Annotated in this window: 16 protein-coding genes; 9 read left to right on the top strand and 7 right to left on the bottom strand. The window is 64.1% G+C overall.

The genetic code is table 11. From position 1 onward, the window contains the following. Positions 1-19: 19 nt before the first annotated feature. Positions 20-394 carry an AtpZ/AtpI family protein gene (locus BDOA9_RS08405; RefSeq protein ID WP_025033499.1) on the bottom strand — a complete coding sequence of 125 codons (375 nt, stop codon included), beginning with the start codon at positions 392-394 and terminating at the stop codon, positions 20-22. Positions 395-469: 75 nt separating this feature from the next. On the opposite strand from BDOA9_RS08405, the gene BDOA9_RS38735 reads away from it, so the two are divergent. From BDOA9_RS38735 to BDOA9_RS08415, 3 genes are all read left to right on the top strand, one after another. Continuing rightward, entirely contained in the window at positions 470-712 is a 243-nt protein-coding gene (locus BDOA9_RS38735) for a hypothetical protein (RefSeq protein ID WP_192859545.1), read from the top strand. Positions 713-754: 42 nt separating this feature from the next. Beyond that, complete coding sequence (locus BDOA9_RS08410; RefSeq protein WP_025033500.1) at positions 755-1,270, top strand: hypothetical protein; 516 nt, start codon at positions 755-757, stop codon at positions 1,268-1,270. Between the two features lie 133 nt (positions 1,271-1,403). Further along, positions 1,404-1,877, top strand: a complete 474-nt coding sequence (locus tag BDOA9_RS08415; RefSeq protein ID WP_025033501.1) for a secondary thiamine-phosphate synthase enzyme YjbQ — start codon at positions 1,404-1,406, stop codon at positions 1,875-1,877. 79 nt (positions 1,878-1,956) lie between these two features. Here BDOA9_RS08415 and BDOA9_RS08420 read toward each other — a convergent pair whose 3' ends face one another. Further along, positions 1,957-3,582 (bottom strand): MFS transporter, encoded by a 1,626-nt coding sequence (locus BDOA9_RS08420; protein ID WP_025033502.1) that lies wholly within the window; start codon positions 3,580-3,582, stop codon positions 1,957-1,959. A 331-nt stretch (positions 3,583-3,913) separates the two neighbouring features. Here BDOA9_RS08420 and BDOA9_RS08425 point away from each other — a divergent pair, with 331 nt between their 5' ends. Beyond that, positions 3,914-4,585 carry a response regulator gene (locus tag BDOA9_RS08425; RefSeq protein ID WP_025033503.1) on the top strand — a complete coding sequence of 224 codons (672 nt, stop codon included), beginning with the start codon at positions 3,914-3,916 and terminating at the stop codon, positions 4,583-4,585. A gap of 107 nt (positions 4,586-4,692) precedes the next feature. On the opposite strand, the gene BDOA9_RS38740 is transcribed toward BDOA9_RS08425, so the two are convergent. Beyond that, the gene (locus BDOA9_RS38740; RefSeq protein ID WP_192859546.1) at positions 4,693-5,070 is read right to left on the bottom strand and encodes a hypothetical protein; all 378 of its coding nucleotides are present in this window, start codon (positions 5,068-5,070) and stop codon (positions 4,693-4,695) included. Between BDOA9_RS38740 and BDOA9_RS39380 the strand changes: the two genes are divergently transcribed. From BDOA9_RS39380 to BDOA9_RS08445, 3 genes are all read left to right on the top strand, one after another. Continuing rightward, positions 5,005-5,241 (top strand): hypothetical protein, encoded by a 237-nt coding sequence (locus tag BDOA9_RS39380; RefSeq protein WP_025033504.1) that lies wholly within the window; start codon positions 5,005-5,007, stop codon positions 5,239-5,241. The two genes, BDOA9_RS38740 and BDOA9_RS39380, sit on opposite strands and share 66 nt — an antisense overlap. A gap of 546 nt (positions 5,242-5,787) precedes the next feature. Beyond that, positions 5,788-6,327, top strand: coding sequence for a TRAP transporter small permease subunit (locus BDOA9_RS08440; protein ID WP_025033505.1), 540 nt, complete (start codon positions 5,788-5,790; stop codon positions 6,325-6,327). Next, the gene (locus BDOA9_RS08445; protein ID WP_025033506.1) at positions 6,324-7,931 is read left to right on the top strand and encodes a TRAP transporter large permease; all 1,608 of its coding nucleotides are present in this window, start codon (positions 6,324-6,326) and stop codon (positions 7,929-7,931) included. The genes BDOA9_RS08440 and BDOA9_RS08445 overlap by 4 nt, the downstream gene beginning before the upstream one ends. Positions 7,932-8,850: 919 nt before the next feature. Here the strand turns inward: BDOA9_RS08445 and BDOA9_RS08450 are convergent. After that, the gene (locus BDOA9_RS08450; RefSeq protein ID WP_025033507.1) at positions 8,851-12,357 is read right to left on the bottom strand and encodes a PAS domain-containing hybrid sensor histidine kinase/response regulator; all 3,507 of its coding nucleotides are present in this window, start codon (positions 12,355-12,357) and stop codon (positions 8,851-8,853) included. Positions 12,358-12,598: 241 nt separating this feature from the next. Here BDOA9_RS08450 and BDOA9_RS08455 point away from each other — a divergent pair, with 241 nt between their 5' ends. Further along, the gene (locus BDOA9_RS08455; protein ID WP_025032165.1) at positions 12,599-13,786 is read left to right on the top strand and encodes an IS481 family transposase; all 1,188 of its coding nucleotides are present in this window, start codon (positions 12,599-12,601) and stop codon (positions 13,784-13,786) included. Between the two features lie 171 nt (positions 13,787-13,957). Here BDOA9_RS08455 and hemA read toward each other — a convergent pair whose 3' ends face one another. Continuing rightward, positions 13,958-15,187, bottom strand: coding sequence for a 5-aminolevulinate synthase (gene hemA, locus BDOA9_RS08460; protein ID WP_025033508.1), 1,230 nt, complete (start codon positions 15,185-15,187; stop codon positions 13,958-13,960). A 275-nt stretch (positions 15,188-15,462) separates the two neighbouring features. Here hemA and aroQ point away from each other — a divergent pair, with 275 nt between their 5' ends. Then, the gene (gene aroQ / locus BDOA9_RS08465; RefSeq protein ID WP_025033509.1) at positions 15,463-15,894 is read left to right on the top strand and encodes a type II 3-dehydroquinate dehydratase; all 432 of its coding nucleotides are present in this window, start codon (positions 15,463-15,465) and stop codon (positions 15,892-15,894) included. A gap of 41 nt (positions 15,895-15,935) precedes the next feature. Here aroQ and BDOA9_RS08470 read toward each other — a convergent pair whose 3' ends face one another. Then, complete coding sequence (locus tag BDOA9_RS08470) at positions 15,936-16,997, bottom strand: MBL fold metallo-hydrolase (RefSeq protein WP_025033510.1); 1,062 nt, start codon at positions 16,995-16,997, stop codon at positions 15,936-15,938. A 219-nt stretch (positions 16,998-17,216) separates the two neighbouring features. Beyond that, on the bottom strand, positions 17,217-19,361 hold the full coding sequence (locus BDOA9_RS08475; protein WP_025033511.1) for a methyl-accepting chemotaxis protein: 2,145 nt from the start codon (positions 19,359-19,361) through the stop codon (positions 17,217-17,219). Positions 19,362-19,435: the final 74 nt, after the last annotated feature.

Here is a 19,435-nt window from a genome sequence, read left to right on the forward strand (position 1 = left end):
TCTCCTGGTGGGACCAGCTCTAAGAACCACCGCGCCTGTTTTGACCCGCGCCTGCCGATCTCACCACATTCACCACGCCGGCGACGAAGCCCAGCAGCAGGAACACGATGAATCCGAAAGGCGACGTCGACAGCAAACGGTCGAACCCCCAGCCAATCCCCGCTCCGACAGCGACACCGGCGACCAACTCGGAGGATAACCGAAAACCAAGCGCCATCGCCGAGGCTCTGGCCGCTTTGTCTCCATCGTCACCTGCGGGTTGCTCGGTCTTGGCCCTGCGGTCGCGAAATTCCGACAACCGCTGATCAAGATTTCCGAGCCGATCGGAAAGCGCGGCTTCCTCGGACGATCTATCGCGATCTCCATCCTCGCCGTGTCCCGTGCCCTGTGTCATGCAACGAAGACCCGAAACGCTGCGGCTGAATGGAAATTGCGCCCGTCACCCTCAAAAGCCGCGCGGACCATACTGATGGCCCATAATCAAGTCAAGCCAAGTCACGATTGCGTCGCTTCCGATTATGTATTTGATTTTATTGACGATATTGGCGCGCGCGGCAGCGCTGCACACAGCGTGACGCCGCACCGCAGCAGGTCTGCTCGGGATCGGCGGATGCAGCCGTGCTTTCGCCGCGCTGGTGGGATCAAAGAAGCCGCCTTGTTCGTTGATTTCAGGGGCGGCTTTTTGGCGGCGGATTGCCGGCGGGGGGTGTAGAATTGCAGCCGCAGCCGCAGCAGTGCCGGGGCGGAGACAATGATGAGACCTGCGACGTCATCCACGACATCATGGCTCGCGGCGGCGGCCGCTTTGACGGTGGTCAGCGCCGGCCTCGTGGCCGCGCAATCGGCGCCCGACGGCGAAAACGGCCGCTACAGCATGACGCCCATCCCCGAGGGCGTGCTGCGGCTCGACACGCGCACCGGCACGGTCTCGACCTGCACCAAGAACGGCACCGGCTGGGCCTGCTACGCGGTGCCCGACGAGCGGACCGCGCTCGACGCCGAGATCGGCAGGCTCCAGGCCGAGGTCGAGCGGCTGAAGGGGCAACTCGCGGCGGGACCGACGGTGTCGGGCAAGATCGACGAGGCGCTGCCGAAATCCGATCCACTCAGGAAACCCGAGCCCAAGGTCGCCGAGGGCGAGCGCAAGATCGAGATCCCGCTGCCGAGCGATCAGGACGTCGACCGCGTGATGTCGTTCCTGGAAAAGGCCTGGCGGCGGCTGATCGACATGGCGAACCGCGTGCAGAAAGACGTGTCGGGGAAGATCTGATGCGTGACGAGCTGCCGTAGGGTGGGCAAAGCGAAGCGTGCCCACGCATTCTTCGTGGTCGAGAAAGAACGTGGGCACGGCGTAAGAACGCCTTTGCCCACCCTACGATCGTTTTCGAGTTGAGATACCTTTCATGACATCAGCCAGATCCAGCACGCGCTCCGCACCATCCTCAGCGCAAGCCACCATGATCACCTCATCGCTGCTGACCGTGCAGACGCCCGGCCGCGGCTTCACCGATCTGACCAGCGAGGCCGCAAAGTTCATCGCCGAGGCGCACGCAGGCGAGGGCGCCTTGACGCTGTTCATCCGCCACACCTCGGCCTCGCTGACGATCCAGGAGAACGCCGACCCCTCCGTGCTGGTCGATCTCACCACGGCCCTGTCGCGGCTCGCACCGGAGAACGCCGGGTGGACCCACGACACCGAGGGACCCGACGACATGCCCGCTCATATCAAGACCATGCTGACGCAGACCTCGCTCCAGGTCCCGGTCCTGAGCGGCACGCTCGCGCTCGGCACCTGGCAGGCGATCTACCTGATCGAGCATCGCAGCCGCCCGCACCGCCGTGAGATCGTTCTGCAATTCATCGGCAGCAATCGGTAGCTTTCGGGCAAGAACCACACAAAGCAAAACCGGCCGCGGGAAGACCGCGGCCGGTTGGTGTCGTCGATCTCTGCTGGGATCAGGTCGCCTTGATGTCGACGTCCTTGGTCTCGGGCAGGAACAGGAAGCCGATCACCACGGTAATCGAGGCGAAGATGATCGGGTACCAGAGACCGGCATAGATGTCGCCTGTCGAGGCCACGATGGCGAAGGCGGTGGCGGGCAGGAGGCCGCCGAACCAGCCGTTGCCGATGTGGTAGGGCAGCGACATCGAGGTGTAGCGGATGCGGGTCGGGAACAATTCGACCAGCATCGCCGCGATCGGGCCGTACACCATGGTGACGAACACGACCAGGATGAACAAGAGGCCGATGATCGCCGCCACCTGCGGACGGAAGATGTCGAGCGGATGCGACATCTTCACGATGCCGGCGTCACCCGCCTTGGGATAGCCAGCCGCCTGCACAGCGGCGAGAACAGCCGGGTTGCTGTCCTTGGCGTTGGCGTAGGGCACGTCCTTGCCGTTGACCACGACCTTCACGTCCGAGCCGGCCGGACCTGGCGTCGTCGTGTACCTGACCGACGATTGCGACAGGTAGGCGCGCGCGGTGTCGCAAGGCGCGGTGAAGACGCGGGTGCCGACCGGGTTGAACAGATCGCCGCACTTGGCGGGATCGGCCACCACCTCGACCTTGACCGTCTCGATGGCCTTTTCCAGCGCCGGGTTGGCGTTGGACGTGATCATCTTGAAGATCGGGAAGAAGGTCAGCGCCGCGATCAGACAGCCGCCGAGGATGATCGGCTTGCGGCCGATCTTGTCGGAGAGCATGCCGAACACGATGAAGAAGCCGGTGCCGAGCAGCAGCGACCAGGCAATCAGGAGGTTGGCGGTATAGCCGTCGACCTTCAGGATCGATTGCAGGAAGAACAGCGCGTAGAACTGGCCGGTGTACCAGACCACGCCCTGGCCCATCACACCACCGAGCAAAGCGAGCAGCACGAGCTTGCCGTTCTGCCAGTTGCCGAAGGCCTCCGTCAGCGGCGCCTTCGAACCCTTCCCCTCTTCCTTCATCTTCTGGAAGATCGGCGATTCGTTGAGGCGAAGCCGGATCCAGACCGAGATGCCGAGCAGCAGCACCGAGACCAGGAACGGAATGCGCCAGCCCCACGCTGCGAAATCGGCCTCGCCAAGCGCGGTGCGGGTGAACAGAATCACCAGCAGCGACAGGAACAGGCCGAGGGTCGCCGTGGTCTGGATGAAGGAGGTGTAGTAGCCGCGCTTGCCGTTCGGCGCATGCTCCGCGACGTAGGTCGCCGCACCGCCATACTCGCCGCCGAGCGCCAGACCCTGGGCGAGGCGCAGCACGATCAGGATGATCGGGGCCGCGATGCCGATGGTCGCCGCGTTGGGCAACAGGCCGACGATGAAGGTCGACAGACCCATGATCAGGATGGTGACGAGGAAGGTGTATTTGCGGCCGACGATGTCGCCGACACGGCCGAACACGATCGCGCCGAACGGACGCACCAGGAAGCCCGCGGCGAACGCCAGCAGCGCGAAGATATCGCGGGTTGCCGGCGGATAGGCCGAGAAGAACTGCGCGCCGATGATGCCGGCCAGCGAACCGTAGAGATAGAAGTCGTACCACTCGAAGACGGTACCGAGTGAGGAGGCGAGAATGACGAATCGTTCGTCCTTCGTCATCCCCTGCGCGCTCGATTGAGACACAGCCATTGTCGACATGTTGAGTCGCTCCCCGAAAATCGTTTCCTCTCGCCCCCAGAATGTCCGGACGTGCCGGATCAGCCCAGGTCTTGGCCACAAGGTAACATCGGCGTGAAACCCTCCCCAATACGACTTTCGGCCTTGCGCACTGGCGCTGTGGTATCCGGCGCCGGTGTGCAATGCCGGGCCCAGGGATTAACCCCTTTGCAGCAAAGGGATAATGTGCACTTGCATGCCACGGCCGCTCGGGGAAGAATTGACGCACCCGAGATCTGTTCGCCGGCTCGGCGCGAACGACAGCAAGAGAACGATGAACGCTCCCACGACTCATCTCGTCATCGCCGATGATCATCCCCTGTTCCGCGATGCGTTGCGGCAGGCGGTGGCGGGTGTTCTGCCGTCAGCCAGGATCGACGAGGCCGGATCCTTCGAGGACCTGACCAAGCTTCTGGAGCAGATCTCCGAGGTCGACCTGGTCCTGCTCGACCTCTCCATGCCCGGGATCTCCGGCTTTTCCGGCCTGATCTATCTGCGCGCGCAATATCCGGCGATTCCGGTCGTGATCGTCTCGGCCTCCGACGACAGCGCCACGATCCGCCGCTCGCTCGATTTCGGCGCGTCCGGCTTCATCCCCAAGCGGTTCGGGGTCGAGACCTTGCGCGATGCCATCCTCAAGGTGATGGAAGGCGACGTCTGGGTTCCCGCCGATACCGACCTCTCCGCCGCCGCCGACCCCGACATGACCCGCCTGCGCGACCGCCTGGTGACGCTGACGCCGCAGCAGGTTCGGGTCCTGATGATGCTGTCGGAAGGCCTTCTCAACAAGCAGATCGCCTACGAGCTCGGTGTCTCCGAGGCCACCATCAAGGCCCACGTCTCGGCCATCCTGCAGAAGCTTGGCGTCGAGAGCCGGACGCAGGCGGTGATCGCCGCCGCCAAGATCGCCGGCGGCCAGTGGAAGCAGGGCACGCCGACGGGATAGCGCTTACGCGTTAACTGGCGAATGTCCGGGCTCGCGGCAGAGCGCAATCATTCGGTGCGATGAGAGCTTCGGCGGTTTGACCCGTTGTTGGCATTTCGATCAATGGATTAGCTGGACCGCCAAGCCGCCGTTTGGAATAGACCGCCAATGGCTGATGTGGCTAAGTTGGGGGCAAACTCCGGAGGATGAAGATGCCGTACTTCGCAGCCAACCAGACCTAATCCGATCGCGCGTCTAAGGTGCTTGCAGATGCCTTCTGCGCGCTTTTGTTGGGGACTTTTTCCATCGTGTTTTTCGGTCTTCTTGGCGGCCTCGTTGCTTTCGTTCTGCTGGAAGCTTGCTTGCTCGCCCTTGATTGGGTGATGCCGGGCGACGATGATGCCGCTGGGGTTGTTCGCTAGGAGATTAAGGGCCAACGAATGAGCAAGCCCGTAAAATCTGAAAGCGAACTCGTCGCCATGGCGAGAGCCGAGTTGAAGGTCCACGCCGACTGTCCCGATGGAATGACGATTTCCATCCTCCGCGACGGGAAATCCTGGGAGTTTCGGGCCAGCGCTGATCAGGCGACCTCTGATCGGCCGGGCTATCCTGAATGCGTTGCCATGCTGGTCCAGATTGGGGATCACCTCTGCAGGCAGTACGACGTCGAGGGTTAGGCGCGCCTCGACAGCCGACACCGGTCAGAAGATGCGGTCGATCACCATCGTCAGGCCAGCTGACAAGGCCATGATGATCACCAGGGGGACTCCTGTCTCAAAGAATGGCAGCTCCATCCACCGATGTGACTGCCCGTTGCGAGGCAGGAAGACCCAGAGGAGAGCGATCGACAAGACGACCAGGAATGCGCCGATACGAAATCCTCCTCTGGAGCAGTGATATCTTGCTGGAGGTTGTCCTCCGCCGGTCGCGTCGCCGGTAAGCCCCGAAGGTCAACCCAATTAAGCCTAGTGACGCTAACTTAGACATTGCTGCGGCAAACTGTCCATTTCCCTGTTGACCGGGAATTGGCCGACGGTAAAGGTGGCCCTGCTTCACGCGGCGGCTGAGACCTGAACGTGTCTTGCCGAAAACCGACAGCAAGAACGGGCGGAAGCATCAGGAGGGGTCAACTAGCTCCCGCGCAGACGTGGCAGGCAACTGATGCAGCGCCATGGTCCTGCTCGCCTGGGGGATAGTACTCAGCGAGCGGGGACAAGGCATCGATGCGCCCATTGTTGGCGATGAGTACGGCTATCGACTGGCTGAACGAAAAGGTCGGCAACGTCTGCAATATTCTGGTGCTCGCGGCCTGCGTCGTGAGTGCTGTCAATGCGATGATTCGGTATGCGTTTAGCTACAGTTCGAACAGCTGGCTAGAGACCCAGTGGTATATGTTCGCCGTCATCGTGATGTTCGGCGCGTCCTACACCTTTAAGCGCAATGAGCACGTCCGCGTCGAAATCCTTTATCTCATGCTCTCCGAACGCGGCCAGCTGTGGCTGGACCTGATCGGGACGCTGGTGTTCCTGATTCCGGCATGTCTTCTCCTCAGCTACTTGTCGTGGGGGATGTTCTACAGCTCGATCATCATCGGCGAGATGTCGAACAATGCTGGCGGCCTGCTGCGGTGGCCGATCAAGTTCGTCCTGCCGGCCGGATTCTTCATGGTGGCTTTGCAGGGTATCTCGGAGGTCATCAAGCGCGCCGCCGCCTTGCGCGGTGAAGTCACCATCGATGCGAAATACGAGCGGCCGACCCAATGATCACGATCGAGATGATGCCGCCGCTGATGTTCGGCGGACTTGTGCTGGCGATGCTCATCGGCTTTCCGGTCGCCTTCACGCTGGCTGCCCTCGGGCTCTCGTTCGGATTTCTCGCGATCCATTTGGGATTTTTCGAGTTCAGCTTCCTCCAGGCGATCCCGGAGCGCATCTACGGCAGCGTTCTGTCCAACGAGCTGCTGCTGGCCATCCCATTCTTCACGTTCATGGGAGCGATCCTCGAACGATGCGGCCTCGCAGAGGACATGCTGGATTCGATGGGGCAGCTGTTCGGTCCCGTTCGCGGCGGTCTTGGCTATTCCGTGATCATCGTCGGCTTCATCCTCGGGGCCATCACAGGCACAGTGGCGGCGCAGGTCATCGCCATGGCGCTGATCTCGATGCCGGTCATGATCCGCTACGGCTACAACGTGCGCTACATCACCGGCGTGCTCGCAGCCTCCGGCACCATAACCCAGCTGGTGCCTCCCTCGCTGGTTTTGATCGTGCTCGCGGACCAGCTCGGAAAGTCGGTGGGTGACATGTATCTGGGCGCCTGGGGGCCATCGATACTCCAGATCGCGCTGTTCGCGGGCTACACCTTCGTTCTGAGCATCGTCAAACCGGGCCATGTTCCGGCGGTGCCGAAGGAAGCGAGGACGCTCAAGGGCTGGGCACTCTGGCGCAAATGCCTTCTGGGCATCATTCCGTCGGCCGTTTTGATCTTCGTGGTGCTCGGCACGATGATGATGGGGCTCGCCACGCCGACCGAAGCGGGTGCCATGGGCGCCGTCGGCGCAATCGTCCTCGCCGTCATCCATCACAAGGATTTCAGCTCTGCCGGTCACAAGGTCTTGCTGGTGGGCGTGGCCGCGGCCGGCGTGGGCACCATCATCGGCATCTACTTCACGCCAAATCTTCCGTTCAAAATTGCGTTCGCGATTGCCTATCTGGCAGTGGCCTGGGTGTGTCTCGAGGTAATCAGGATTCCCGACCTGCGCTTGCTGGTAAAGCAGGGTTATGAGACCACCATGCGCATCACCTGCATGGTGACTTTTATCCTCATTGGATCGACCTGTTTCTCGATTGTCTTTCTCGGCTGCAACGGGGGCCTCTGGCTCGAACACATGCTGACATCGTTGCCGGGCGGTGTATGGGGCTTCTTGATCTTCATCAATCTGTTCATCTTCTTCGTCGCGTTCTTCCTCGACTTCTTCGAGATCGCCTTCATTATCGTCCCCATGATCGCGCCGACCGCCCTCAAGCTCCTCACCCCTGTCGTCGGAGCGGATGCCGCCTTGATCTGGTTTGGGATCATGCTGTGCGTGAACATGCAGACCTCCTTCCTGCATCCCCCCTTCGGCTTCGCGCTGTTCTATTTGCGCGGCGTGGCGCCGAGGGAAGTCAAGAGTTCAGACATCTATTGGGGCGCGGTGCCGTGGATCGGACTGCAGGCGATCATGGTTGCGGTCGTGATCGCATTCCCGATCACTGTCACCGGGTTGCTGGACGCCCCGATCAAGGTGGATCTGGATAAGATCAAGATCGAGATTCCGGACGTCGAGTTGCCGCCGCCGCTGGTCGATTTCGGGCAGCCCAAGAACTGAGGGACGTCAACCGAGGTACTTCCTCGTCCAACCCGGACGGCTGACGCCCTCCGCTTTTCGCGCTGCTGCTGGAGATGACGGCACATCATGTGCGCGTTCGTCGAAACGTGATTTGCGGGGATGAGACAGAGCCACCCCTAAGGGTTGGGTCATCGTCGCGCAAAACAGCAACGCCTAGGTCAATCGAGCAGCCGTCAAGATTCTGCTTTACAGAAATTCGGATTTTTCGTATGTGTCGCGCATCCTGATCCGGCGAAAAGGGGCGGTCGTACGTCGTCACGAGCCGCGGATCGGGCTGCGGTGGACGCGTTGGCGCCGTCGCGGATGTGAGGCGCAGGGCGGGGTGATGGATTGAGCCGAGCCCCGTGAGCGTTTCGCAAGCCGCGTTGTACGAACGGCGCCGTTCGCGTAACGGCAAAACCGTGTGGTCCTGGCCGTCGTTGCTACGGTCAAGCGCTTGCGGATGCGGCATCTGCGTCAACCGGCGCAGTGTCGGTGACTTTCGTGAGAGCGAGGGAGGCCAGAGGGAACTCGGCTCCCGGGAGAGCGCGGCATAAGCCGTCCGACCATCGCGCAGGGAAGGCCGTGTGTTCGGCTCCACCTGTATGCTGCTGTGCGGTTCTTTCTGCGTGTGCATTTCGCGCAGCGGACCGCGGGTGCGATGTCAGCACCCGGCCTTCCCTGCGCCCTTTCTACAAGAGGGCGTTAAGCGAAGCGCAAAACTCGGGCGAAACGCGCCGCGAGAAGGCGAATGTGTGCCTACGATTTCAATGCATGCTGGCGGATGGCGATGCTTCCCCTCGCTCCGTCATTGCGAGGAGCCCTTGCGACGAAGCAATCCAGAATGTCTCCGCGGAAAGTTTCTGGATTGCTTCGCTGCGCTCGCAATGACGATGTGGCGAGAGCAGAGCGGTGCGCCTCACTCCGCCGCCACCATCTGCTGCGTGCGCCATTGTCCCAGCAGGGCACGCAGCGAAGCCGGCTTCACCGGCTTGTTGAGCACGGCGATCTTCTCGTCGCGCGCGGCGACCTGCACGGCGGGGCTGCGATCGGCGGTGATCAGGATGGCAGGGATGCCGTCGCCGAAGCGGCGGCGGACCTCGCGGATGGCGGCGATGCCGTTGCCGCGATCGAGGTGATAGTCGACGAGCAGGCCGGTGACGCGCCGCCCGGCGGTTTCGAGGGCGGCGATCGCCCCTTCCGGATCGGCCACCGCAATCACCTCGGCGTCCCAGGCCTTGAGCAGCGTGCGCATGCCGTCGAGGATCGCCGCATCGTTCTCGATGCAGACGATCAGCGCGCCCGAGATCGGCGTGCGCGCCAGCGGCGTTGCGCTGGTCACGGCCGCGGTGTGGGTAACCGCCTTCGCCGTCGGCACGGTCACCGAGAACACCGAGCCGCCGCTTCGATTGCCGTCGATGGCGATGCCGTGCTTGAGCACGCGCGCCAGCCGTTCGACGATCGAGAGGCCGAGGCCGAGACCGCGCGCGATCCGCGCGCCCTGCTCCAGGCGATGGAATTCCTTGAAGATCTCGCCGCGCTTGACCGGCGGGATGCCGACGCCGGTGTCGTAGACGCAGATCTTGAGCGAGGCGCCGCGGCGGCGGCAGCCGACCAGCACGCGGCCGCGCGGGGTGTACTTGATCGCGTTCGAGATCAGGTTCTGCAGCAACCGCCGCAGCAGCAGGCGGTCCGACTCGACCGGCAGCGAGCAGGGCACGAAGACGAGTTCCAGGCCCTTGGCGCGCGCGATCGGCGCGAACTCGATCTCGAGCGAGCGCATCAGATCGGCCATCTTGAAGCTCGATATCGAGGTCGTCATCGCCCCGGCGTCGAGCCTGGAGATGTCGAGCAGCGCCCCGAGGATCTCCTCGATCGCCTGCAGCGATTCGTCGATGTTCTCGACCAGCCGCGTCTCCTCGCCGTTGTGCTGGCGCTCGACGAGGCTGGTGACGTAGAGCCGCGCCGCGTTCAGCGGCTGCAGGATGTCGTGGCTGGCTGCGGCGAGGAAGCGCGTCTTGGAAATGCTGGCGTCCTCCGCCGCGCTCTTGGCGAGGGCCAGCTCGGAGTTCAGCCGCGTCAGCTCCTCGGTGCGGTCGCGCACGCGCTTTTCCAGCGTCGCATTGGCGCGCTCCAGCGCTTCGGCGGCTTCGAAGGTCGGCGTGACGTCGGTGAAGGTGATGACGAAGCCGCCGCCGGGCATGCGGTTGGTGAGCACCTCGATCACCATGTGGCGTTCCGGCAGGCGTTCGAGATAAGGCTCGCTGTCCGTTGTGTAGGCGGCAAGGCGCCGTTCCAGCAGGGCCTCGCGCTCGAGCGGATCGTTCGGATCGCCGAGGCCGATGAATTCCAGGATCTCGCGCAAGGGCGTGCCGAACTGGATCAAATGCAGCGGCACATTGAGGAGGTCGCCGAACTGCCGGTTGGAGCAGATCAGTTGCAGATCGGCATCGAACACGGCGATGCCCTGGCGCACATGGTTGAGCGCGGTCTGCAGGATCTCGCGGTTGAAATGCAGCGCGGCGTGCGAATCGTCGAGCAGCTTCAGTGCGGCCTTGGCGGAGACCGTCCGCTTGCGCAGCAGCAGCGACATCACGAGGCGGGAGGAGGCCGCGCCGATCGAGGAGGCAATCAGGTGCTCGGCGTGTTGCAGCAGCTCGAAATCGGCGGGCGCACCGGGCTCCAGCCGGACGTTGCGCTGCGCCGAGAAGGCCTCGAAGGACTGCCGGGCGCGGTCGGGGCCGAGATATTGCGCGACCGTGGTCTGGATGTCCTGCACGGTGACGCTGGTGCGCCAGCGGCGGAAGCTCGGTGAGATCGGCGCGATCGTGTTGGGCACGAACAGGTCGGCCTGCAACAGCTCGATGGAAGACGGCCTACGCGCCAGCGAGAGCAGCACATAGGTCAGGATGTTGAGTGAGAGAGACCAGATGACGCCGTGCATCAGGGGCGGCAGATCGGCGCCGAACAGCGCCTGCGGCCGCAGCGCTTCGATGCCGAACGGGCCGTGCTGCAGCAGCAGGAGCCCCGACGTGGAATCCATGAAGCTGGGGATGAACAGCGTGTAGAGCCACACGGCAAAGCCGACGCCCATGCCGCCGATGGCGCCGCGTGCGGTCGCGCGCCGCCACAGCAGCCCGCCGAAGAAGCTCGGTGCAAGCTGGGCGATGGCGGCAAAGGAGAGCAGGCCGATCGCCGCGAGCTGGGTGCTGCCGAGCGCGCGATAGTAGAAATAGGCCATCACCATGATGGCGAAGATCGCGAGCCGGCGCGAGCGCAGCAGGAAGTTGCTGAAATCGGCGCCGCCGGCGCGCCCCTCCGGCCGGCGTTGCAGCACCAGCGGCACCACGAGGTCGTTCGAGACCATGATGGAGAGCGCGACGCATTCGACGATCACCATCGCGGTCGCCGCCGACAGCCCGCCGACGAACACGGCGACGCTGAGCAGGTCCGCGCCGCCCTCCATCGGCAGCGCCAGCACGTACATGTCGGGGTCGGCGGCGCCGAACGGGAACGTCACGAGTCCGGCGAGCGCGATCGGAATCACGAACAGATTGATGGCGACGAGGTAGAGCGGGAACAGCCAGCGGGCGCGGCCGACCTCGGCATCGGAGGAATTCTCCACCACGCTGACGTGAAACTGGCGCGGCAGCAGCATGATCGCGCACAGCGACAGCAGCGTCATGGTGAGGAAATTGCCGATCGACGGCGAATAGTTGATGGCGCGCACCGCCTCCGGCGTCCTCATCGCGCGCTCGATCAGCTCGTGCGGCGAGAACATCCAGAAGGTGACGAAGATGCCGGCGGCGAGGAAGGCGACCAGCTTGATGATGGATTCGGTCGCGACCGCCAGCATCAGGCCGTGCTGGTGTTCGGTGGCGTCGGTCTGCCGCGTGCCGAACAGCACCGCGAAGGCCGCCATCGACAGCGTCACCATCAGCGCCACGTCGCCGACGAGCGGGATGTGGGCGAAGGCCTGGTCTTCGGTCAGGATCGTTTCGAGTGAGGAGGCCACCGCCTTGAGCTGGAGCGCGATGTAGGGCACCGAGCCGATGATGGCGATCAGCGCCACGGTCGCCGCCACCGCCTGGCTCTTGCCGTAGCGCGCCCCGATGAAGTCGGCGATCGAGGTGATGTTATGGGCCTTCGCCAGCTGGATCACGCGGCGGAGCACGCCGGCCCCGAGCCCGATCATCAGGATCGGGCCGAGATAGATCGCGAGGAAGTCGGTCGAGGTGCGGGTGGCGAAGCCGACCGAGCCGAAGAAGGTCCAGGAGGTGCAGTAGATCGCCAGCGACAGCGGATAGATCAGCCCGGAAGCGCGGCCGCGCCCGGCTGGCGAGCGCCGGTCGCCATGGCTCGCCACCAGGAACAGGAAGCCGATATAGCCGAAGGCGGCGGCGATCACGCCCCAATCGTGCAGCATGGGTCGGGGGCTCTCTCCCAGGGCACCGACGGCGCCCGAGCTCATTTTCCTTGCAAACCTAGCGCGTTGGCGGGATGGAGGCGACAGCGAAATGGCGCGTGGGGAGGGGAACTGGCGATGTCGTTAAGCCGGAGGTCGAGTGCCGGTCCTCACCCTCCCCTGTGTTCAGACCGGGGACATGGTGGACGGGTGTTCGGAGACATCGTGGACACTTTCGACAGCAAAGCAAGGAGGCTGTCGGATGCCGTTCCGCGAGGTGTCTCGGATGGACGCGAGGTTGGAGTTTGTGATGTTGGCCTCGGAAGAGGGCAGCAATGTTCGGCAGCTGTGCCGTCGCTTCGGGATCAGCCCGACGACGGGCTACAAGTGGCTGGAGCGTTGGCGGCTGGACGGGGCGGCTGGACTTGTGGAGCAGCCGCGGCGCCCACAGACGTCGCCCGCGCGCAGCGCCGCGGCGATCGAGGCGGCCGTGCTTTCGGTGAGAGCCGAGCATCCGGCTTGGGGCGGACGGAAGATTGCCAGGCGGCTGAAGGATCTGGGACAGGAAGCCGTTCCGGCGCCTTCGACGGTCACGGCGATCCTGAGGCGACATGGGGTGGAACTTGGCAAATTCGGCGGCGGTTCGCCTGCCTTGATCCGTTTCGAACGATCGCGACCAAACGAGTTGTGGCAAATGGACTTCAAGGGCCACGTGGCCATGCACACTGGCCGACTTCATCCACTGACCGTGCTCGACGATCACTCGCGCTTCTCGGTTGCACTTGCGGCGTGCACCAACGAACGCACCGAGACGGTTCAGGAGCATCTCATCGCGGCTTTCCGCCGCTACGGCTTGCCCGAGAGGATGATCACCGACAACGGCTCGCCCTGGGGCGACGGACCGGGCAGCCCGTTCACCCCGCTCGGGGTCTGGCTGATCGAGCATGGCATCAAGATCAGCCATTCGCGGCCCTATCATCCGCAAACCATGGGCAAGGACGAACGCTTCCACCGCAGCCTGAAGGCCGAAGTCCTGTCCGGCCCGCCCTTCGCCGATCTCGCTGCTGCCGAACATGCCTTCGAGCGCTGGCGCACCATCTACAACACCCAACGGCCGCACGAGGCGCTCGAACTCGCTGTCCCTGCCAGCCGCTATCAACCCAGCCCGCGTGACTATGTCGAGACCATCGCTCCCTTCGAATACGCTCCGGGCGACGAGGTGCGCCGGATCCAGCAAGGCGGTCACGTCAGCTTCCGCGGTCGCAAAATCAAAGTCCCGAAGGCCTTCTACGGGAAGGCCCTCGCGTTTCGGCCAACGGCTCAGGACGGCGTCTTCAGCGTCGTCTTCAGAACCCAGACAATTGCTACCGTCGACATCCGGCCTCTCGACGGAAGCACAGAAAGTGTCCACGATGTCTCCGAACACCCGTCCACCATGTCCCCGGTCTGAACACCCTGGAGGGGGAGGGTCGATCGCGCGAAGCGCGAGCGGGGTGGGGTGATCTCTCAGCACGGGCAGTGTGTTCGTGGAGGGGCTGTCACCCCACCCCGCTATGCATTCCGCTTCGCTCCATGCATAGCGACCCTCCCCCTCCAGGGGAGGGTAAGAGAAGAAAAAGGCCTACTCCGCCGCCATCGACTTTTCGCGGAGCGGCAGGCCGAGGCGGTCCCACACTTGCAGCAGCGCCTCGGCGAGCTGATCGATCAGGCCGTCGTCGTGGTAGGGGGAGGGCGTGATGCGCAGGCGCTCGGTGCCCTTGGCGACGGTCGGATAGTTGATCGGCTGGATGTAGATCCCGTGCTCCTCAAGCAGCAGGTCGGAGGCCTGCTTGCACTTCTCGGGATTACCGACGAACAGCGGTACGATGTGGGTGTCGCTCGACATCACCGGCAGGCCGGCGGCATTGAGGATCGCCTTGACGCGGGCGGCGCGGTCCTGGTGGCGCTCGCGCTCCCAGCTCGACGTCTTCAGGTGCCTGATCGCGGCGGTCGCGGCCGAGCAGACCGCTGGCGGCAGCGCGGTGGTGAAGATGAAGCCCGGCGCATAGGAGCGCACGGCGTCGATGATCTGGCCGTTGGCGGCGATGTAGCCGCCGAGACAGCCGAACGCCTTGGCCAGCGTGCCCTCGAGAATGTCGATGCGATGCATCACGCCGTCGCGCTCGGCGATGCCGCCGCCGCGCGAGCCGTACATGCCGACGGCGTGGACCTCGTCGACATAGGTCAGCGCGCCATATTTCTCGGCGAGATCGCAGATCCTGGCGAGCGGCGCGACGTCGCCGTCCATGGAATAAAGGCTCTCGCAGACGATCAGCTTCGGCCGGTCGGGGCCGGCCGCTTTCAACAGCTCTTCGAGATGTGCAACGTCGTTGTGGCGGAACACAACCCGCTCGCAGCCGGACTGGCGGATGCCCTCGATCATCGAATTGTGGTTGAGCTCGTCCGACAGGATCAGGCAGTTCGGAATGAGCTTTGCGATGGTCGGGATGCCGGTCTGGTTCGAGACATAGCCCGAGGTGAACAGCAGCGCGGCTTCCTTGCCGTGGAGATCGGCGAGCTCGGCTTCGAGCTGGACCAGCGGATGATGCGTGCCGGCGATGTTGCGGGTGCCGCCGGCACCGGTGCCGACGCGCGTCGCGGTCTCGACCATGGCGCCGACCACCTTGGGATGCTGGCCCATGCCGAGATAGTCGTTGGAGCACCAGATCACGACGTCGCGCTTGCCCTTGGGCGAGTGCCAGACCGCGTGCGGGAACCGGCCGGCCGTGCGTTCGAGGTCGGCGAAAACGCGATAGCGCCGCTCGGTGTGGAGGCGATCGAGGGCGGAATCGAAGAATTGGGCGTAATCCATCGGCAAACCTGCAACGGAACCTGACCAGGGGACGCATCTACTTAGAGCTTTTCCAGCTCCAATGTCTATGCGCTATCCCACATTTGGATCTGTGGAGCATTTGGGCAAAATGCCCTATCCGGCGCGTCGCAGTTTGATCCCGATCAACCCTGCCCGACATATCATGCTGCTCTGCACCATGTGCCCGGGCGAGGGTTCAGCCCCGGCCTTTGGTCTTCCGTTGCGGCCCGGCGCGCGCTTTCCTTGCTCACCCAGGCTCTCGAAAGGACCCCTCCATGAAGCGCGTGATGATCCTCAACGGTCCCAACCTCAACATGCTCGGCATCCGCGAGCCGCACATCTACGGCACCACGACGCTCGCGGAGGTCAATGCGAGCTGCGAGGAAGCGGCCACAAGGCTCGGCCTCAAGCTCGCCTTCCACCAGTCCAACCATGAAGGCGTGCTGGTCGACCTGATCCAGTCGGCACGGCAGGATGCCGATGCGATCGTCATCAATCCGGCCGGCCTGTCCTTCACCTCGGTTTCGATCATGGATGCGATCAAGACCTTCGAAGGTCCGGTGCTGGAGGTGCACATCTCCAACATCCACGCCCGCGACGAATATCACCGCCACTCGAAGATTTCGTTCGTGGCGACCGGCGTGATCTGCGGGCTGGGGCCGTTCGGCTACATCGCGGCGCTGCACGCGATCGCGAACATGAAGTGAGGTCTTCTCCCTCTCCCCGCAGGTGGGGAGAGGCGAAGAACTCACGTCGTCCGAAACTGCAGCACGCCGTCCTGCACCTCGGCCGTGAGGCGGCCCTCGACGATCATGTAATTGACGTGGGCCACGAGCTCGCCGGCGGCAAAGCCCATCTGGTGCTCGTCGAGCACATGCTTGTTGAACACGACGGGCACCAGGGCGCGCGAGGTTTGCGGCACCTCGCGGCAGGCTTCCGCGATCAGGCGGCAGCGCTCTTCGTGGTGGTCGGCGAGCTGCTTGATGCGGGTCTTCAATCCGTAGAACGGCACGCCGTGGCCGGGCAGCACCAGCACGTCATAGGGCAGCGTCGTGGTGAGGCTGGCGAGCGAGGCCAGATATTCGCCGAGCGAGTTCTGGTCGGGCTCGACCGCCCAGACGCTGACATTCGGCGAGATCTTGCTCAGCACCTGGTCGGCGGAGAGGAACAGCTTGTCGTCGGCGCAATACAGCATCACCTGGTCGAGCGCGTGGCCGCCGCCGGTGATGACCTTGAAGCGGCGCGTGCCGATCACGACGTCGTCGCCATGCGAGATGCGGCGGTAGGACGGCGGCAGCACCGAGACGCGCTTCAGATAATCCTGGCCGCGGCCGAGCAGCTTTTCCGTGAGCGACTCGTCCATGCCATGGCGGCGGAAGAACAGCCGCTGCGCTTCGCGCCGCTCCTCGGTGCCGCGGTTCTGGTGATAGACCGATTGCAGATATTCGACCTGCGACATCACCAGCGGGCAGTTGAAGCGCTCGACGATCCACCCGGCGAGACCGACATGGTCGGGGTGCGAGTGGGTGACGATCAGGCGTGTGATGTTGACGCCCTTCAGCGGTCCGTCGAACAGCTTGGTCCAGGCCTCGATCGTCTCCTCGTTGCCGAAGCCGGCATCGATCATCGCATAGCCGTCGCCATCGGCGAGCAGGTAGATGTTCACGTGGTTGAGGCGAAACGGCAGCTTCAGCCGCGCCCACAACACGCCGGGCCTGACCTCGACAACCTGTTCGGGGCCGGGATGCTGTTCCCAGGGGTAACGCAGGGCCTCGGCCGAGGACTGCACGGTGTCGGTTTTTGAGCTCATGCATTATCGGTACCCGCACATACGGCGGGACGCCAGCCGAAAAAGGGACCGTCCGCGGTCTCCGCATGGTGGTCATGCCGGGCGGCGTTTTTCCGCACGCCGGTTGAAGCCTGCAAAAAAAAGCAGTCATTCCGGGGCGCGCGTGAGCGCGAACCCGGAATCCAGAGGTTGTTGCGCGAGATTCCGGGTTCGGCGCTGCGCGCCGCCCCGGAATGACAATCAGGCCGCCCGCATGTCGTTGAGGAAGGTGTCGATCTCCCCGCGCAGCATGTCGGCCTCGCGCCGCAGCGCGTCCGAGGCGCCCAGCACCTCGGTGGCCGCAGCGCCGGCTTCGGCGGACGCGGTGGAGACGCCGACGATGTTGCTGGAGACCTCGCTGGTGCCGCCGGCGGCATGCTGGATGTTGCGGGCGATTTCGCGCGTGGCGGCGCCCTGCTCCTCGACCGCGGCTGCGATCGTCGTGGTGACGTCGTTGATCTCGCCGATGATCCGGCCGATGCCCTGGATGGCGCCGACCGCGGAGGTCGTGACCGACTGCATGCTGGCGATCTGGGTGCGGATCTCGTCCGTCGCCTTGGCGGTCTGGCTCGCCAGGCTCTTCACCTCGGAGGCAACCACCGCGAAGCCGCGGCCGGCCTCGCCGGCGCGCGCCGCCTCGATGGTGGCGTTGAGCGCGAGCAGATTGGTCTGCGAGGCGATGGTCTGGATCAGGTCGACGACGACGCTGATGCGGCTTGCGCTGTCGGCAAGGCTCTGCACCGTGGCGTCGGTCGCTCCGGCTTCGTCGACCGCCTTTTTGGCGATCTCGGCCGAGGTCACGACCTGGCGGCTGATCTCCTGGATCGAGGAGGACAGCTGCTCGGTGCCGGCCGACACGGTCTGCACGTTGACCGACGTCTCTTCCGCGGCGGAGGCGACTGCGTTGACCAGCGCGTTGGACTGGTCGGCGGTGGTCGACATGCTCTGCGCCGTCGATTGCATCGAATTGGCCGATTGCGCCAGATTGTCGAGCGCGGAGCGCACCGTGCTTTCGAACTGGGCGATCTTCGCTTCCATGCGCGCGGCCCGTTCGGCCTTGGCGATACGGTCCTTGTCCTGCTCGCTCGTCAGCGCGCGGGTCTCTATCATGCTCTCGCGGAACACCTGCAGCGTGTTCGCCATGACGGAGATTTCGTCGTTGTGGCTCTTCGAGCGGTAGATCTCGGTTTCGAGATCGCCGTTCGCGAGCAGCTGCATCGACTGCTGCAGGGCGCCGATCCGGCGCAGGATGTTGCGGCCGACATAGAGCCAGACGAACAGCGCCGAGCCGACCAGCATCAGCGCGCCCAGCGCCAGCATGACCGACGTCGCCAGCGAAATCTCCTGCCGCGCCTGGAGGGTCGAGCTGTTGGTCTCCTTTTGCACGCCGTCCACGAGCTGCTGCACGCTGATGCCGAGGCCGACATTGAGCTTGCGGGTCTCGTCCAGGATGGTCTGGCCGTAGTCGATGGAGTCGAGCTCCTTTTCGCGCAGATTGAACACGCCGGTCTTGCCGGTGCCGAGCGCGAGCAGCTTTTCCGCGGTGTCGCGCAGCATCTTGTTGCCCTGGTTGTCCGGCAACAGATCGAGGTTCGACCGCAGCCGTCCCTGCGCCGTCTTGAATTCCTTCTGGATGTCGTCGAGCTTGTCGCTGGTGCTCGCCGAAAGCGCCGCGCTCATGTTGGCGGCCGCGAGATTGCCGCTGGCGACGACATTGCCGAGCTGACCGACGGTCTGCGCGGCGTCGGTCGCATCTGCGGCGGACAGGTCGGCTGAACCGAGAATGGCATTGACGCGGGTCTGCGCGTCCAGCATCGCCGGGCTCGCTGCGCCGACGAAGGCGCCCTGCGCGGTGCGAAGCGCGTCATATTGCTTCTCGTGCAGCGCCGCGATGTCGAGCCGTTCGCGAGCAGCCTTGGTCAGGCTCTGAGCCGCCTCGTTGATGCTCTTCATCGTCTCGCTGAGCCCTGAGACGACGCTCTTGTCGCCGCCGAGCTCGATGATCTCGTTGAGCTTCTGCTGCGTCTGCTCCTGCAATTCCCTGAGCTTCTTGATGCGTTCGTTCAGGGCCTCCTCGCTTTGTGCCGCAAGCAGGGCCGGTCCCTGTGCCGCGAGGCTCGCGCTCAGCGCCGACAATTGCAGGCTGGCGGAAAGGCGCGGAATGTCCCGTCCGCTCAGTTCAGAAATGCGTCCGCCGAGAGTCTGCAGCGCAAGGCCTGCGCCGGCCGCGATCACGAGGCCCATGCCCGCGATCAATGCGAAGGCCGCGAACAGGCTGCCGCGCACGCCCCATTTGGGCATTTTGAAACGCGGCTTGAAACGGCCGAGACTGAAACGGATCGCCATCGAAATTCCCCCACGCCCTTGCTTATGTTTTGTGGCGGGGAGTATCGGGCGGGGCGGTTAAAAAATCGCAATTG

This window comes from Bradyrhizobium sp. DOA9, assembly GCF_000617845.2.
GTDB lineage: Bacteria > Pseudomonadota > Alphaproteobacteria > Rhizobiales > Xanthobacteraceae > Bradyrhizobium.

Coding starts and splice junctions, on each gene's coding strand:
- BDOA9_RS08405 (WP_025033499.1), bottom strand. CDS start 394: ATGACACAGGGCACGGGACACGGCGAGGATGGAGATCGCGATAGATCG.
- BDOA9_RS38735 (WP_192859545.1), top strand. CDS start 470: ATGGCCCATAATCAAGTCAAGCCAAGTCACGATTGCGTCGCTTCCGAT.
- BDOA9_RS08410 (WP_025033500.1), top strand. CDS start 755: ATGAGACCTGCGACGTCATCCACGACATCATGGCTCGCGGCGGCGGCC.
- BDOA9_RS08415 (WP_025033501.1), top strand. CDS start 1,404: ATGACATCAGCCAGATCCAGCACGCGCTCCGCACCATCCTCAGCGCAA.
- BDOA9_RS08420 (WP_025033502.1), bottom strand. CDS start 3,582: ATGACGAAGGACGAACGATTCGTCATTCTCGCCTCCTCACTCGGTACC.
- BDOA9_RS08425 (WP_025033503.1), top strand. CDS start 3,914: ATGAACGCTCCCACGACTCATCTCGTCATCGCCGATGATCATCCCCTG.
- BDOA9_RS39380 (WP_025033504.1), top strand. CDS start 5,005: ATGAGCAAGCCCGTAAAATCTGAAAGCGAACTCGTCGCCATGGCGAGA.
- BDOA9_RS08440 (WP_025033505.1), top strand. CDS start 5,788: ATGCGCCCATTGTTGGCGATGAGTACGGCTATCGACTGGCTGAACGAA.
- BDOA9_RS08445 (WP_025033506.1), top strand. CDS start 6,324: ATGATCACGATCGAGATGATGCCGCCGCTGATGTTCGGCGGACTTGTG.
- BDOA9_RS08450 (WP_025033507.1), bottom strand. CDS start 12,357: ATGCTGCACGATTGGGGCGTGATCGCCGCCGCCTTCGGCTATATCGGC.
- BDOA9_RS08455 (WP_025032165.1), top strand. CDS start 12,599: ATGCCGTTCCGCGAGGTGTCTCGGATGGACGCGAGGTTGGAGTTTGTG.
- hemA (WP_025033508.1), bottom strand. CDS start 15,187: ATGGATTACGCCCAATTCTTCGATTCCGCCCTCGATCGCCTCCACACC.
- aroQ (WP_025033509.1), top strand. CDS start 15,463: ATGAAGCGCGTGATGATCCTCAACGGTCCCAACCTCAACATGCTCGGC.
- BDOA9_RS08470 (WP_025033510.1), bottom strand. CDS start 16,997: ATGAGCTCAAAAACCGACACCGTGCAGTCCTCGGCCGAGGCCCTGCGT.
- BDOA9_RS08475 (WP_025033511.1), bottom strand. CDS start 19,361: ATGGCGATCCGTTTCAGTCTCGGCCGTTTCAAGCCGCGTTTCAAAATG.